The sequence below is a fragment of the Rhodococcus sp. OK302 genome (assembly GCF_002245895.1).
GTDB lineage: Bacteria > Actinomycetota > Actinomycetes > Mycobacteriales > Mycobacteriaceae > Rhodococcus_F.
In genome coordinates this window covers 5,931,686-5,949,788 of sequence record NZ_NPJZ01000001.1, presented here as the reverse complement: position 1 = coordinate 5,949,788, position 18,103 = coordinate 5,931,686, and the positions used below count along the sequence as shown (strand labels likewise).

Sequence of the window (18,103 nt, the reverse complement as noted above, 5' to 3'; positions counted from 1 at the left end):
GGGTGCCCATTCGTCTACCTGTCAGCAGGTGGGTACGTTCACCGTGATCTTCGGATCGTCTACCAACGGTTGAACCGGAACGCGGGCCGTACCATCCGAACTGGGTTCGGTGAGTTTGAATTCCACCACACTCGTCGCACCTCGAGGTATGGCTGCTCGGATCATATATGCCGGGTGTCCCTGCTCTTTTCCACTGGCGGCAAACGTCATTCGTCCGTCGACGGATACCTTGTCAAGTTTGGCGCCGCGGGTGGCGAGAAGAGTGAGCGCTGCGACGTTCGTGCCCTCCCTCGCATTGATTCGGTTGTCGACCATACCGTCCACGTAGTTCGGTAGATCGCCTTCCGGAGCGTTGTTCGTGAGCCGGATCGTGACGGTCGAGGCGCGAGTTCCGTCCGTGCAACTGCCTGCCGTGTAGTCGATTTCTCGGCTGAGATAATAGTCGAGCTTGTTTCCGGCCTGGTTGTTGACGACAACACCCGCGTAGGGGGCCGCATCGTCCGGAACGGTGTGTCCCAACGGCGTTCCGGCGAGAACACTCTGCTCGTCGGCCTGTGCGCTCCATACCGCGATGCGACCCTCGCTCGCGGCGCGGCCCAACGCGTCGAGCAACGAGGCCGGCGAACGGATCTGCCCCGTCATCTTTGACACGACGCGTGCGGCGATCTCCTGCAGATACTGCTTGCGGGCAGCGTTGTCCTCGGCAAACCGGACGTACGCGGTGGACTCCGTAAGTTCGACGACGTTGTCCGCCGAGACCACTTCACCGTCAGGCATCGTGATGGGACCCAATGCTTTCAGGATGTAGCTCAGCGCGATCGGATCGGTGGCGATGGCGCCGTTCACAACCTCGCCTCCCGATTCCTGGGCCCACAGCGATTGCCAGATCTGCGCGGCATGGGGAAAGTGGGCGCTGAGGTTACTGTTGCGTAGATCTGTGGTCGGTCGACTCTGTCCATAGAGTGCGTTGAAGTCAGGACCAAGGTCTATTGGTCGATTGTCCAGCGAGAGTGCGGAGTTGGAGTTCAGTGTGTTGACGCGAGCCGCGCCGTCCTCGACTCGAATGATCCCGTAGCCGCCGAGAAGGCCACCGGTGCCGCGGGCCTCGGCGTTGGTCTGAAACCCCATGAAGTAGCTACGAGGACCGTCGGCGCCGAGCAGGGCGGGGGCGATGTGCGCTGCGACAGCGGTGTTGTCGAGTAAGTTTGCCAGTTCGCTCGTCTGGGCCTGTAGTTGCGTGCGAGCATCGTTAACTGCCGCGATGTACTCGGAGGTAGAAATTTCCTGGGCCTGCGCAGCAAGGGCCTGCGCAGCGGTAGCTGTCTCGGCCAGTAGAGGAGCGGCGGAACGTAGCGGTGTAAGTGCTATCTTCCCGTTGGGCTGAATCAATGTGCTTGGAGCAAGCGAGGTTCCAGCCTTCACGGCAGGGCCGAGTACATCGTGTGTCAAGCCCGACGCCACGTCGGCCATCTCTTCGGTGGTACGGAAGGGGCTGCCCAGAAACGGTACGGCCGAGGCGATTCTCCACTGTGGTGAACGGGTTTTCGCGTAGGCAGCCGAAGAATAGCGATTGGCATCGGCTGCAGCCTGCTCCGCAGTCTCGGTGTCACCGTCGAGCAAAGCGTCCTTGGCGGCGAGGGCATGGTCTTTTGCGGATTCGAGATCGGACTTCGCCTCGAGAGCGGTGTAGCCGAGGATTGCCCCGAAAGCGGTGACGACCAGTGCTGATATGCCGAGTCCGATCGCGATTTTATGCCGGGATCGCGTGGCCTTGACTCGTACGCGCCGCCTCGTCGAGGGACGCACCTCATCGGTAGATCGGACTGATTCGGAGGTGTGTGATTGATCGTCGGACTTTGGTCCCGACGTATTACCGGTCATGCGTAACGCTCCTGACTTTCGGGTTGGGCAGAGGCTACCGTGAGGCCTTTTCGAGTGGGAGGCGAGTGGTGAAAGGCAGACTGAGACAGTAGGGTTCAGAGTGTTCGTGCGTGGCGTGTGCTCTCGCGATCCCGGGTGATGAGCCGCCATTCTGCAGACACAAATCGAAGGCGACGGAAGAGAGGTGACGGGTATGGATTCGATCCCGTTGTCTCGCGCGCAAGTCGCTCTGTGGCTTGCCCAGCAACTCGAGCCTCAGATTCCGTTCGTGGTTGCGCAGTATGTCGAACTTCGCGGATACGTCGATGTGAGTGCACTCGTCGAGGCGACCGATATCGGTAGCCACGAATTCGATGCGGCGTACACCCGACTCGTACCCACGGATGACGTTCCCCGGCAAGTTGTCGATCACGCCATTGTCGACGGTCTCGATTACCAGGACTTGCGGACCGTCGACGACCCCGTCGGGCAAGCACATCGGTGGATGGTGGAAGCGCATTCGCGCCCGCTCGACGTCATGGCAGACAGGATGATCAGTTCGACGTTGCTTCATCTCGGCGAGGCCCACTACTTCTGGTACACGCACGCCCATCATCTTGTGTTCGACGGTCACGGTGCCATGTCGTTGACGACTCGCATTGCAGAAATCTATTCACATCTGCGCTCGGGTACAGAGATTCCGTATCCGACTCGTCTGAGCGCGCACGAACTTCATCAACTCGACGCCACGTATCGATCATCGACGAGGTTCGAGTCCGATCGGAAGTACTGGTCACAGGTTACGTCGGAGCTTGAAGAATCGGTACGGCTCACAGATCGGCGTGCTTCGACTTCGATGCCGCAGCGGATGTTGACGCGCAGTATGGAACCCGCATTGGTGGAACGCATCACTACCGTTGCGCAACAGTGGAATACCAGCGAAGTCCCGATCATTGCGGGCGCATATGCGGTCTACCTCGCGCGGATGTCCGACACGACCGAGGTGAACTTGAGTCTGCCGGTTTCGGGGCGGACAACGGCTGCAATGCGGCGCTCCGGCGGTACTCTGGCCAACATTGTTCCGCTGTTTGCGAGCGTCAATCCGACGATGACGTCGAAGGAGTTGACGCAGCAACTCGCAGTGCAGATTGTGGGAGCGCTGCGCCATCAACGGTTCCGCTACGAGGACATGGCGGCCGGAAGTCGCGATACCGCCGGACCTTCGGTCAACGTCATGATGTTTCACGACACCATTCGACTCGGCGAGGTTGTCGGCGAGTTTCACGTATTGACCTCGGGGCCTGTCGAGGATCTTTTCTTCAGTATCTATCCGTCGGTCGTCGGCTCGGATCTACGGGTGGGTTTCGAAGCGAACCCGAACGTGTACAGCGAGCACGATCTGGTTGTTCACCACCGTCAGTTCTTGCGCGTACTGCACGAGTTCGTTCACGCGCCCGAGGAGACACCGATCCGCGCACTCGCGGTCCTGTCACCGGCGGAGTCTCGGAATCTGGTGCCCTGTGCGGGAGTGGCCGCGTCCGCACCCCAGACTCTCGGAGACGTGTTCGCGGCCGGGCGCGGGGGCAGTCGCACCGCCGCACTGCGCTTCGCCGGGGTGACACTCACCTATGGAGAGCTGGAAGTTCGTTCGAACTATCTGTGCCGCAGTCTGATCGAGCTCGGTATCGGACCGGGTGATGTCGTGGCGATCTCGGCCGAGAGATCGTTCGACTCCGTGATCGCACTACATGCCGTCGTGCAATGCGGCGCAGCATTCCTGTTCGTGGATCCCGACTACCCGGACGAGCGCATCCGATTCATTCTCGAGGATTCCGTTTCGGCCGCGATGATCGGTTCACAGTTCAGAACGGTGGTAGCGGGGGTTCGATGTGTTGACATCGATACCGCGGGAGCGATTCTGGACTCGAACCAGGGGCACCCGAACGCACGTACTCCGAACATCGACGACGTGGCGTACGTCGTGTACACGTCAGGGTCGACCGGATTTCCGAAAGGCGTGGCAGTCACCCATCGCGGTATGACGTCGCTTCTCCGATCGCACTCGCGGCGTCTCGCCGTCGATGCGTCGGCGAGAGTCGCACATCTCGCGTCCCCTGCCTTCGACGTTGCGGTTCTCGAGATTCTGCTTGCGCACGGCACGGGCGCAACCTGCGTCGTCGTGCCCCGTGATCTGGTCGGTGGTGTGCCGCTGGCCGATTACCTGCGTGACGAGAAAGTGACACATCTTATTGCCACCCCGGCGATTCCGGCGTCGATGGACCCGGCATCGCTTCCCGATCTGCGTATGGTCAATGTCGGAGGCGAGCGCCCGACGCCCGCACTTGTCGAGCGTTGGTCACAGCGCGCCGGAGTGGTGAACTCGTACGGACCCACCGAAGCGAGCGTAGCCGTATTCATGAGTGACCCGATGGTCGACGGCACATCGATCACGATTGGCCGGCCTGTCGACGGTGTGACGGCCGTGGTCCTCGACTCGGGATTGCAGCCGGTGCCTGTCGGGGCGACCGGTGAACTGTATGTCATGGGGCCAGGATTGGCGCGAGGATACCAACGCAGAGAGGCGTTGACCTCGGAGCGCTTCGTCGCGGCGCCGTTCGGGAATGTGGGCGCTCGTATGTATCGAACCGGCGATCTTGTTCGTTGGTCCGATTCGTATCAACTGGAGTTTGTCGGTCGCGTGGACAATCAGGTGAAGATCCGCGGCGTTCGGGTGGAGTTGGGCGAGGTCGAGGCAGCGCTCGAGTCGGTGAGCGGTGTCAGCTCTTCGATCGCACTCGAGTTCAATGGCGGCATTGCCGCCTACGTCGTCTTACCATTGGAAACTGTTGGTGTTTCACTAGTTTCGTCGGAAATCGCGTCGCGGGTCGCCGAGATTCTGCCCCGTGCGCTCACTCCGGCCTCGATCACCGTACTTCCCGAATGGCCGTTGACAGCCAACGGAAAGATTGATCGCCGTGCGCTACCGGCACCGGTCGTCCAGCTTCCCTCGGATCTCCCGGGCTCGGATCAGGTCGAGCGAGTCATTGCGACGGTCATGGGTGATGTGCTCGGTGTCGGAGTATGTGGGTCAGATTCCGACTTCTTTGCGCTAGGTGGCAATTCGTTGGCCGCGGTGCACGTAGTCGGTAGGCTGCGGGAAACGTTGCGCGTCGACATCGGCGTTCGGGATGTGTTCGACGCGCCCACTCCGGCGCTTCTGCGCAAACGCGTCAGAGTGATGCTCGGGACCGCTGCGGAACTCGAACCTACTAGAGTTGCTCGGGAAATTGCGGTGGAACCTGCACTGCCACAGCAGAGAATGTGGCTGATCAACCGGAGAGACCCACAGTCGTCGGCGTACAACATTGCCTTCGAAGTGGCCCTCGGTGGTGCGCTGGACATTGCGCGGTTGGATCGAGCGTTCGCAGAGCTGTCGCGGCGGCACCGGGTGCTCCGTACAATATTTCCGCTCGCTGAGCACGGTGCGCCAATCCAATACTATTCGGACACAGCGTATTTGAAGGAGGTTTCGGCAGACGATTACGGGAAGGCCTCCGCACTGGCGGTGGGTACCGGGTTTGACTTGACGTGCGAAGTGCCACTGCGACTTGTGGTTACCTCGCTGGGAGAAGCCGATCATCGGCTTACCGTTGTAGCTCACCACATCGCGATGGATGGGTTGTCATTCAAGACGATCATTGCCGATCTTGTTCAGTTCTACGAGGACGACACGTCGTCGTCGCGGAGCGATGCAGCCTTGGACTATCGAGACTTCTCCGTCTGGCAGCGGAATGTGCTCGGCGACCCGTCCGATTCACTGTCCCTCGCTTCTCGGCAGTTGCAGTTTTGGACGGAGACGCTGAGTGGGTTGCCCCCGGCCTTGGAACTTCCCACCGACAGAGATCGTTTGTCGGACAAGGGTATCCGGGCTGGTGTGATCGAGTTCGACTTGCCGGCCCCGTTGCACGCTGCATTGGAAGTAGTTGCGCGGAAGAATGATTGCACTCTCTTCATGGCGCTGCATGCAGCCTTGGCGATAATGCTTCACCGAGTCGCCGGGGTGGATGACGTGACGGTCGGTACACCGACGTCGGGGCGTACCCATTCGGCATTCGAGTCCACTGTCGGGATGTTCGTCGGGACGGTGGCGCTGCGTACCTCGGTTGAACCGGACGAGTCGTACTCGGAATTTCTCACCCGTGTTCGAGACGTCGACCTCGCGGCGTTCGCGAATGCCGACGTTCCGTTCGACTGGGTCGTGGATCGACTGAGTTCTGCGGGTAGCGACGTTCGGCAGCCGCTCTTTCGCGTTCTGCTGGCGCTCGATGCTGTCGGTCCCGTCCCGGCGCTGGTGATGGGGTCGATCACTCTGCAGGGCAAGTCGATACCGCCGATTCAAGCTCGATTCGACCTCGAGATCTCGGTTGCCGAACAGCGTTCGGCCGAAGGCACGCCCAGCGGGATTACGGGGACGGTCACCTTTGCATCCGACATTTTTGACGGCGCAACTGTTTCCGTACTGATGGATCGATGGCGGCGGGTCTGTGAAACGGTGGCGAATGACCCCGCGATTTCGGTGCGCGGCGTCGACGTGCTGAGTAATTCCGAACGGCAGGAATTGCTGCCCGGTAATTCCTTACCTGACTGCAGCGCACTGTCTTTGGATCAATTGTTCATGAATCAGGTTGCGCGACGTGGCGAGAAGACGGCGGTGACCTTCGGTGCCGACGCGCTGACCTACGCCGAATTGGAGTGGCGTTCAGCCGAATTGGCGGGCGCGTTGATGGAAGGTGGAGTCCGGCCCGGCTGCAGGGTTGCTGTGGCGATTCCCCGTTCGCTAGACCTCGTCGTGGCATTGATCGCTGTCGTGCGATGCGGCGCCGTGTATGTCCCGATCGACCTCGACTATCCCGAGGCGCGCATTGCGTACCTTCTCCAGGACTCGGTACCGGCCGCCATCGTGTGCGAGGCAGACCAGATGCGCGGATTCCGCAACATGGTCCGGACTGTTGTCGACGTGAAATCTGTGGGAGATCCGGCGCCGGCTCGTACACGGGTCGGTTTTTGTGAACAGCAGGCGTATCTGATCTATACCTCCGGTTCGAGTGGAACGCCCAAGGGTGTGGTCGTTTCTCACGGAAATGTGCTGGCGCTCTTGGCAGCGACGAGTCAAGACTTTGATCTGGGGCCGGCCGATGTGTGGACGATGTTCCACTCGTACGCATTCGACTTCTCGGTGTGGGAACTGTGGGGGCCTCTGACGACCGGCGGGAGTCTGGTCATCGTAGATTCCATGGTGGCCAAGTCTGCCAAAGCTTTTGCCGAACTCTTGGTGCGCGAGCAGGTCTCGGTTCTCAATCAGACCCCGGCTGCGTTCCGGGCGTTGGCTGAAGTCACCACGGACGCCGAACTTTCCGTGCGACTCCTGATCTTGGGAGGCGAACGCGTCGACATTTCGCAGGTGACGCCGTGGCTCGACCAGCATCGGAATATTCGCGCCGTCAACATGTTCGGTATCACCGAGACCACGGTTCACGCTACAGCCTTCGAGATCGAGCACTCGAACAGTCCGGTGCCAGGCGGTCGCGGCTCACCCATCGGCTCCGGGATTCCCGGAATGCGGACGTATCTACTGGACTCGTCGTTGAATCCGGTGCCGCCGGGAACTATCGGTGAGTTGTACCTAGCCGGACCACAGATTGCGTCGGGCTATTTCCAGCGGCCGGCCCTGAGTGCCGTTCGATTCGTTCCCGAGCCGGGATTCGACGGTTCGGTCATGTATCGCAGTGGTGACCTGGCCCGAATGCGACAGGGAAACTTGCTCTACGTCGGCAGAGCGGATGCACAAGTTCAACTGCGGGGGTACCGCATCGAACTGGCCGAGGTCGAAAGTGCACTGCTCACACACCCCGACATCGACCAGGCAGTGGTAGTTCTGCGGGAGTTGGCAAGCGGTCCCGCGCTGGTGGGCTATGTCGCACCGGACAAGAACCTCGACAGCGAACAGTTGATTCGTGACCTTCGAAATCGATTGCCGGGGCATCTGGTTCCGGGGTTTGTCGTGAGCCTGGAGAATTTTCCGGTCACTGTGAACGGGAAGCTGGATCGAGCCGCGCTACCGGATCCGCAACCACTTGTATCCGGGGGGCGTGATGCCCGGAATCCCGTGGAACTTGCCGTAGCCGGAGTGTTTCGTGAACTGTTGAATGCGGAAAAGATCGATTTCACCCGTAGCTTCTTCGATGCGGGCGGAAGCTCCTTGGCGGCAGGTCGGCTGTCTACGCGGCTGAGCGCCGTACTGGACCTCGACGTGGATGTTCGCGACATTTTCGATCATCCGACGGTGGAGGAGTTGTCGGAGTGGATTGGTTCGAGGGCAGGTTCGGGGCGATCACGACCACGGTTGGTTGCGTCCGATGCCGGCACGGATTCCGTGCTTTCACCCGCTCAGCAACGTATGTGGACGCTCAATCAATTGAACTCCGCTGCAGCGAATTACAACATTCCCGTCGTCCTGCGCATTGACGGAGATCTGAACATGGATGCGCTCGAGGCTGCATTCACCGATGTTGTCGAGCGTCATCGCACGCTTCGAACCGTATATCCGATTGTCGACGGCATTGTCCGGCAACAGGTCTTGGCGACCACCGAGGCTGCTCCGCGGTTGGAAGCCGTGGAATTCGGCGACGCTGCGTACGAGAGTCGCGTAGCAGAGTGGGCCGAAGCCGAATTCGACGTGCGGACCGACGCGCCACTGCGAGCCGAGTTGTTGCGGATCGATGCGCAGACTCACATTCTGGTGCTGGTCGTTCACCACATTGCCGCTGACGCCTGGTCGCTGGACACCCTCATTCGAGACACCTCGAGTGCGTACGCGGCGCACATGATCGGGCGCCTACCGATGTGGGCACCAATACCCGTTCACTACACGGATTACGCCCACTGGCAGCAGAATTCCGGATCGACCGAGGTCGACGCGGAGTACTGGGCATCAGCGTTGGCTGGTCTGTCAGAGCAGGTAACGCTTCCGACGGATCGTGGCCGAGCGATGCAGGCATCCGGCCACGGGGCGTCGATTCGTCTCGAGGTTCCGCCGGCGTTGCGCACCCGACTCGGTGACCTCGCAGTTGCACACTCGTCCACCATGTTCATGGTTCTCCACGCCGGGTTGGCCGCACTGCTCGCGCGGTATACCGGGGGCCGGGACATTCCGATCGGAACCGTGGTTGCCGGACGTTCGGATCCGCAGCTGGACAACGTGGTCGGCATGTTCGCGAGTACTGTCGTCCTGCGAACAACGGTGGAACCCGCGCAGTCGTTCTCCCACTTCCTTCGCGACATCCGGGAACAGGACCTGGCCGCCTACGCTCACGCCGAGTTCCCCTTCGAAGCTGTTGTGGACCTGATCAAGCCGACTCGGTCGACGTCGTATCATCCGTTGTTCCAAGTGGCGCTGTCCTTTCAGGAGTCGCAGCGCAGTGAATTGTCCTGGCCAGGTCTGTCCCTGACGCATCTGGACGCCGGCTTCGTGCGTTCGAACTTCGACCTCCAGCTCACGGTGACCGACGGTGAACGGACGGCACTCGACTTTGTCTACAACACAGATCTGTACGACGCCTCGACGATCGCACGATTTGCCGAACGCTATCTCTCTCTCTTGGATCAGGTCTCGATCGATTCGCACATCCGTGTCGGTCGGATCGACCTTCTGGAGGCGTCCGAGCGTGCTGCAACAGCCCCGGCGCGTGGTGCCGTATCGGCGGAAGGTATCTCGCTCGCCCAGATGCTGACCAGGGGCTGCAGTATTGCCCCCGAGGGTGTTGCCGTCCGGTTCGGCTCGGAGCAGTTGACGTACCGCGAACTCGATGTTCGCTCCGATACGGTCGCATCGGCGCTCAGAGCTCGCGGGGCCGGGCCGGAACAACTGATTGCCTGGGCATCCGACCGCACTGTCGAATCCATTGTCGATTTGTGGGCCATCGCGAAAACCGGTGCAGCACCGGTACTGGTCGATCCCGACCAGCCTGCCGCTCGCACTGCAACTGTCCTGGAAGACCTCAGAGGAACCGGACGGGGGTCGAGCACGCTCGAGCTTGCTTCGGCTGCCTACGTGGTCTTCACCTCCGGGACGTCGGGAACACCGAAAGCTGTTGTGGTCACCCATGCCGGTCTTGGTTCCCTCGATTCGGATCTGTTCTCACGGTTCGGGGCGCGTGTGGGCTCGCGAGTACTGCATCGAGGTGCTGCGGGATTCGACATGACGCTGCTCGAAGTGTTGTCGGCGGGGGCGGCGGGGGCGACGCTCGTTATCGCCCCCGTATCGGAGTCTGTGGGCAGTTCACTAGCGGAACTTATTCGGCGAGAAGGCATTACCCATATCTGTGCAACTCCGACGGTCATGGCTACGGTACCGGCGGACGACGTACCGAGCCTTCGGGCGCTGTTGTTCGGCGGTGAAGCGCTCGGCGGCGATCTGGTTGATCGTTGGACGGGTGGTGGAAGGCATGTTGTCAATGCCTACGGACCAGCCGAGGCGACGATGTATGCCATTTCGACCGGGCGACTTGACGGTAACCTGTCCGAAGTGCCGATCGGACAACCGATTGTGGGCGTCGACGCGTTGGTTCTCGACGAATTTCTCGAGCCGGTAGCGACTGGAGTGATCGGGGAGTTGTACCTGTGCGGTAAGTCGCTTGCACGGGGGTATGCCGGGCGTCCAGCGCTCACAGCGGAGAGATTTGTCGCGAGCGCCGGTGGACGCAGAATGTATCGGACCGGTGACTTGGCGGAGTGGAAGGTGTGCGCCGGCGCCTACACCCTTCACTATCGCGGTCGTAGTGACGCGCAGCTCAAGGTCAACGGGGTTCGGATCGAGCCGGGTGAGATCAATTCCGCGATAAGGCGTTTAGCGGACGCCGAATTCTGTGCGACTGTCTTTCGCAGCGGTAGATCCGGATCCGGTGCGCTGGTCAGCTACGTTCGCCCGCGGCTGGGGACGGTGCTCGACACTGACTGTGTTCGTCGTAGTCTGGTCGAGGTTCTCCCGTCGTACATGGTTCCGTCGGCGGTGATCGCAGTGGAACACGAGCTGCCGATGCGAAACGGAAAGCTCGACGTCGATGCCCTGCCTCTACCCGTCTCGGCGGCGGACGAATTGCCGCGTACCGCAACCGAGCGGGTACTGGCGGGGGCATACGCCAGCGTGCTCGGTACTGATGAAATTTATCGGGGTACAAGCTTTTTCGAACTCGGTGGAAACTCGTTGTCGGCCACGATGGTCACGTCGAGGGCGTCTGCGGAGTTGGAGCGCGACGTTCCCCTGAGGCTGCTGTTCTTGTATCCCCGGGTAGAAGAGCTGGCAGCGGTGCTTGACGAGACTGATGGACCCGGTGCTGTTCGGTCCGCTACCGCGGCGGTGCTCGGCCCGCGTCCCGACATCGTCCCCCTCTCTCGCAATCAGCACCGTCTGTGGGCCCTCAACCGGCGCGATATGTCGAGCAGCGCGTACAACATCCCCGTGGCGATCGAAATTCGAGGGAAACTCGAGGTGTCTGCCCTTGCGTCCGCGGCGCTGGATCTGATGGACCGGTACGAAGTGCTTCGTACCCGGTACCCCGGTAATCCTCCGGTGCAGGAGGTACTTCCGGCGCCCGGCCACGTCCTCGAGAAGTGCCGCATCAGCGAGGCTTCGCTGGCAGCGTCTCTGTTGGCATTCGCCTGCGAAGGTTTCGACCTTGCACTCGAACTGCCGATTCGGTGGAGACTCTTCGAATTGTCTGCCACACATCACGTGCTTGCTGTGAGCGTGCACCACATTTCTGCTGACGGGCAATCATTGACTCCCGTTGTCACTGATCTGCTCACGGCCTACCGTGCTCGCTGCGCCGGACAGGCTCCCCGATGGCTGTCGACGCCCGTTCAGTATGCGGACTATGCAGTACTGGAACAGAATTCAGGCGCACCGACTGACAGTGTGGCCACAGACTATTGGCGAACTGCACTGTCGGACGTAACGTCCGTGACGCCACTTGTCTCTGATCACGGACCAGTTCAGGTTCCGTCGACGGCCGGTCGAGTGAAATTCTCGATCGAACCCCGGATCGTGTCCGCGCTGAATGAATTGGCTGCTGAACTGCAGGTGACGCTGTTCATGGTTCTGCATGCCGCGCTGTCGGTGGCGCTGTCGAGGCTGAGCGGCAGCGAGGACGTTGTGATTGCCACAGCCGTCGACGGCCGACGGCACCCGGTTTCCGATGGTGCGGTCGGGATGTTCGTCAATACCGTTCTGCTGCGGGTACAGGTTCGGTCCGGTGAAACGGTCGGCGAACTGATCCGTCGTGTGCGTGATGCCGATGTCGCGGCGTTCCAATACAGCGATGTCGCGTCCGAACTGCTCGTAGAACTGCTCGGTGGATCGACGCCTCAGGTCGCACTGGCCTTCCAGAACTTCGCAGTACCTTCGCTCGATTTCGATGGATTGGTGGTAACGACGGCCGAAATCGATACTCGTGAAGCAAAGTTCCCGCTGCAGGTGGCGTTCGCGCCGGCTACCGACGGCGCTCTCGACGGCACCGTCACGTACGCGGTCGGAACTTTCGACGAAGATACCGCTCGCTCGGTGGCAACACTGCTGGACAGCATCCTTGGGGTGGGTTTCCGGAATCCCGCTGGAGCAGTGGGGGACATCGCAATCGAACGGTCGCCGGCTTGGGTAGCTGCGCCCGTTGATACTTCGCGCACGCTAGCCGAGATATTCACTAGCACGGCAATTCTCCACCCTGACAGGGTCGCGCTCGTTGATGGCAAGCGTTCGCTGACGTATGCAGAACTGGACGCACACTCGGATGCTCACTCGCGTGAACTGGTCGCAGCCGGAGCCGGACCCGGTGCGGTCCTCGAACTGCCGGCCGTACGGGGGATCGACTACGTAATCGAATTGTGGGCAATTACCAAGGCAGGTGCAGCTTTTGCGCCCATCGACCCGGCATTTCCCGAAAGTCGTCTACGGGAGATGCGGTCTGTACTACACGCGCACAGTCCGATAGCCGGATCCCGGATTGCCGACGCGGTCGCCTACGTCATTCACACGTCCGGATCCACCGGTACACCCAAGGGGGTGGCCGTCACACATCGTGGGCTCGGCCCGTTGACCGACGAAGCTGTGCGGAGATACCGAGTATCCTCGAATTCTGTTGTACTGCAAAGCTATAATCCGAGCTTTGATGCGGCGCTCCTCGAGATGTTGCTTGCATTCGGATCGGGAGCCACGTTGGCGGTCGCTCCCTCCGACGTGTACGGAGGCGTTGATCTGGAGCACTTCATCGCGGAACAACGTGTGACGCACCTCTTGTCGACGCCGGCGGTACTCGAGACGATGGACCCGGACCGACTACCGATGGTCGAGGTAGTCGGAGTGGGCGGTGACGTTCTGGCGCCCGAGACGGCCCGCAAGTGGAGCGATCGCGCCACCTTGCTCAATGCCTACGGACCCACCGAGGCCAGCGTCGTCGCCACTCTCGGCGACGTGCGGGAAGTAGTGACGATCGGGGAACCCATTGTCGGTGTCGGCGTCGACGTGCTGGATACGTGGATGCGAAACGTCCCGTGCGCCGGGACGGGCGAGTTGTACATCAGCGGTCCAGGGTTGGCGATCGGGTATGTCGGCGATCCCGCGGCGACAGCCGGTGCCTTTGTTGCGGCACCCGGCGGTACCAGACGCTACCGAACTGGAGATCTTGTGCACCGCCGCGCAGACGGCGCGCTGGGATTTGTCGGACGTACCGATCGCCAGGTGAAGGTCCGGGGCATACGCGTCGAATTGGCCGAGATCGAGTCGGTCCTGCGTCGGTGTGACGGCGTTCGAGCTGCGGTAGTGGTGACGCTCGGGGACAGCTTGGCTGCCTGTGTTGTGGCCAGCGACGAGGGCGACGAGAAGCTTCGCTCCGAGTTGGCGAAATCCTTGCCGCGATACCTGGTACCCAGTCGGATCGCGATCGTCGACGCACTTCCGGTGACGGGAAACGGCAAGGTGGATACCGATGCCGTGTACGAATACTTCCGCGAAACGGCCGATGGTGATACCGCGCTCAACGCCTCGGAAGAGTTGGTCGCAGCTGTGATGGCCGAGCATGCAACGGGCAGTTTCGGTGCACGGCACAACTTCTTCCATTCCGGCGGAGATTCGTTGGCAGCAACCTCGGTAGCCGCAAGACTGTCGTCGATCTTCGGAACTGACGTGCCGGTACGTGCGGTCTTCGACCATCCGACGCCTCGCGAGTTGTCCGGTTGGTTGGAAGCCGGTAACGGCGCACTGGCTCGCCCGGAACTGGTACCGCGCAAAGCCGGGTCGAGGGTGCCGTTGGCGCCCGCTCAACAACGGATGTGGCTGTCGCACCAACTCAATCGGGAATCGGCTGCACACAACCTCGTATTTGCGACGCGACTGGGCGATGACGTAGACCTGACGTTCTTGACCGCGGCAATCGAAGACGTGTTTGTCCGACACGCTGCACTTCGTACGATGTTTCCGTCCGACGAGTACGGTCCTTTTCAGCGCGAGATCCGCTCTGTATCAGTTGATCTTGACACCGTTGAGGTAGTAGACGTAGATCAGGCGATCGCAGATTATGCAGCCACGCCATTTCGGTTGGAGACTGAGGTACCGGTCAGAGTCCAACTTGTGGGCGACGGCTCCGGCGCGAGGACACTGGTGGCGGTTGCTCACCACATCGCGCTGGACGGAAGCTCGGTGGACACTCTCGTCGAAGATCTGGCTACTGCCTATGCGGCGCGGAGCAAAGGGCGCCAACCACAGTGGAGACCCGCTCCAGTCGATTACGCCGATTACAGTTGCTGGATCCAGTCGATTCTCGGCATCGTCGATGATCCGTCGAGCCTGGCGCATCGCCAGTTGAATTACTGGGAAGGGGCTTTGGGCGGAGTGGGCGAGGTTCTGGCTCTGCCCACCGACAAGGCTCGACGGGGAGTCGCGTCCGGCCGAGGCAGCGTGATTTCGGCTTCGGTGAGTAAAGAACTGTACGCGCGATTGGCGGATCTGGCGCGGTCCCGAGGCGTGACGCTATTCATGCTGGTGCACAGCGCAATTGCGGTGTTGGCAGCCCGGGGATGTGCCACCGAGGATGTCGTGATCGGTGCTGCCGTCAGTGTGCGCAACGATCCGGCCCTGCGCGAAACCGTCGGGATGATGGTGGGCACCGTTGCACTGCGCACGGCCGTCAAACCAGGAGACTCGTTCACCGCAGTACTCGACGAGGTTCGTCGGGTCGATCTCGGTGCCCTGGCTAATGCAGACGTGTCCTTCGATCAAGTGGTAGCGCGAGTTTCGCCACCACGACGAGACAACGTGCATCCGCTGTTCACCACGATGCTGGCGTACCGGCGTGGTTCGGCGACGACGATTCCAGGCTTCGCGGCAGCTGAGTTCGAGGGCGCCGGCACGGGACTGAAAAGCGTTGCGGCTGAGTATGACCTGACTTGGGATTTCTCCGACACCGGTGAGTCGATGGCGCTGCGCCTGATCTTCGCCACGGACATCTTCGAAGCAGCGACTGCGGAAGCGTTGGTACGTAGACTATTTCGTTTGCTCGACGCTGTTGTTGTCGAACCCTACAGTCTGGTGGGCGATATCGATCTTCTGGAGTCCGACGAGCGTAGAGATTTGGTTCGGTGCAATCCAAACCTGACCGAGCCCAAGACTTTCGGGCAGATTCTCGAGGCAGCGGCGGCAAGAGTTCCCGAAGCCTGCGCAGTGGAAATCGGCGACGAACTCTGGACTTATCGCGATCTTTTCGAAGCCTCTACACGGCTGGCTGATCATTTGGTGACGCGCGGAATCGGTCCGGATGATGTTGTCGCAGTTGCGACAGCGCGTAGCTACTACTGGATCGTTGCAGTATGGGCGGTTGCGCGGGCGGGCGCCGCCTGGGTTCCGCTTGATCCGGATCAACCGTCGGCGCGACTCGACTGGATACTTGAGGACAGCGGCGCAGTACTCGGTCTCTCTCTGAGCGACACCATTGAGGATCTGCCGCCACGGGTGGAGTGGATTGCCGTCGACGCAGACCTTGCGGCGGTCACCGAGTTGACCGGTGTCAGAACACCTCGAGTCGATAATTTGGCGTATGTCATCTATACGTCGGGATCCACCGGAATTCCCAAAGGCGTTGCCGTTTCGCATCGTGGTCTGATGAATGTGTATTCGTCCCACGCCGAACTGTCAGCCGCGCCGGCGCGAGTTCTACAGTCGGCTTCCCCGACCTTCGACGCATCCGTTATCGAAATCCTCATTGCAGCAGCGGGATTTGGAACTCTCGTGCTCAGACCCGAATTTGTCTTTGCCGGCAGTGAACTCACCGACTTCATCCGGCGCACCGGCGTCACTCACATCACGCTCACCCCGACGGTGCTTGCGACGATGGACCCCACTGCACTACCTCCCGTCTCAGTGGAGTCGATGGGTGAGTCGCTACCCGGTGAACTAGCCGCGGCTTGGTCCAGGCATCACCGGATCTTCAACGGCTACGGACCGACTGAAACCACTGTTGCTGCAACGGTGTCGAAGCTGATCACGGGCTCCGAACGCCCAATCGGAGCAGCGTCAATCGGCACCGAAGTTCTCGGGACGACGGCGCGCGTACTCGACAATCGTCTGCACCCCGTGCCGGCGGGAGTTACCGGTGAGTTGTATCTGGCCGGTGAAAACCTCGCTCGTGGATACGTGGGCCGCGCGGGTCTCACCGCGGAGCGATTTGTGGCCGATCCATTCGGTTGCGGAACCCGGATTTACCGCACCGGCGATGTCGCACGAAGGGCACGGGGCAACGGCGACTTGGATTTCCTCGGACGAATCGACCGCCAAGTGCAGGTGCAGGGGATCCGGGTCGAGCCCGCGGAAGTGGATGCTGTACTCGGAATGCACCGCGCAGTATCGTCTTCGGTCACTGTCGGTTCGACTGACGACCTCGGTAGGACTGACCTACATTCGTACATCTCGTTGATACCGGGGAATGACGATGTCAGCAGTGGAAGTCTCTTGACATTCGTGCGTGGCCGGTTACCACGGCATCTGGTACCGGCTTCTGTCACGATCATGGCGGGCATGCCGTTGCTGGCTTCCGGCAAGATCGATGTGTCGGAGCTTCCGGAGCCTCAGCGCGGATGCAGCGGTGGTGGCGAGCTACCAGCGTCGGACCTCGAGCGGGAAGTCGCCGAGGCATTCGCGGCGACGACGGGCACAGAGAGCGTGTTCCGTGCTGATAGCTTCTTCGCGCTCGGCGGGACTTCGCTGGGCGCCGTCGAGGTCGCCGGACAACTTCGTGAACTGACCGGGCGCGAGATTGCAGTTCAGTGGTTGTTCAGCGATCCGACGGTAGCTGCGTTGGCTGCTCGTATCGAATCCGGAAGCAGAACCGATCCACTCGATACGATCATCCTGCTTGGTGGAGATCCGGATGATCGCCGTGAACCCTTGTTCTGTATTCATCCTGTCAGCGGGATTTCGTGGTGCTACGCCGGTCTCGCATCGCAACTCGGCGGACGGCGTGTGTATGGGGTGCAAGCTACTGGTGTGGGTGAATTGCCCGGCACGGTAACGGCATTGGCGCAGAGATATGTCGACGCAGTTCGCGCGGCGCAGCCGACGGGGAACTACCACTTGCTGGGCTGGTCTGCAGGCGGGACGATCGCACTCGAGATGGCGGTGCAGTTGGAGTGCTCAGGCGCTGGTGTCGACTCGTTGGTCTTACTCGACACTCTGCTTCCCGAGATGCTCCCGGCATCGCAGAAGGCGCCGACACCGTCCGAACTGTATTCGCAGATCGGACTGGGATGCCCTGACAGCGGTTCGAAAGCACTGACTTTCGTAGAAGTTGCCGACGAGATCCGGAATCGAACGAGACTCGACTTCGTCACTCCTGCCGTGCTCGAGTCTGCCGCGTCGAGGGTAGAGAAGCTCGCTCGTATCGTCAAAGATCACGAGAGCGTGCCCTACTGCGGACGGGCGGATATTTTTGTCGCACAAAGGGATTTATGTCGCCATCCGAAACTGATCGATCGCTGGTCCGAGTACGTGAGGGCAGTTCGCCCGCACTTCGTGGACTGCGTGCATTCCGATATGACCACAGCCGGCCCACTGTCGGCTGTCGCACATGTACTACTGGAGCGGGAGGGTATCGATTTCGTCGTGGGGAACTAAAGCGTCAAGAAGTGAAAACGACTCGCTGCG

At 61.0% G+C, this 18,103-nt stretch carries 2 protein-coding genes; one reads left to right on the top strand and one right to left on the bottom strand.

Annotated elements, in window-relative coordinates:
- Positions 1-21: 21 nt before the first annotated feature.
- Entirely contained in the window at positions 22-1,881 is a 1,860-nt protein-coding gene (locus tag BDB13_RS27055) for a DUF4012 domain-containing protein (RefSeq protein ID WP_094274491.1), read from the bottom strand.
- Between the two features lie 193 nt (positions 1,882-2,074).
- Between BDB13_RS27055 and BDB13_RS27050 the strand changes: the two genes are divergently transcribed.
- A complete protein-coding gene (locus tag BDB13_RS27050) occupies positions 2,075-18,073 on the top strand; it encodes a non-ribosomal peptide synthetase (protein ID WP_094274490.1) in 15,999 nt (5,332 codons plus the stop codon).
- Positions 18,074-18,103 lie beyond the last annotated feature (30 nt).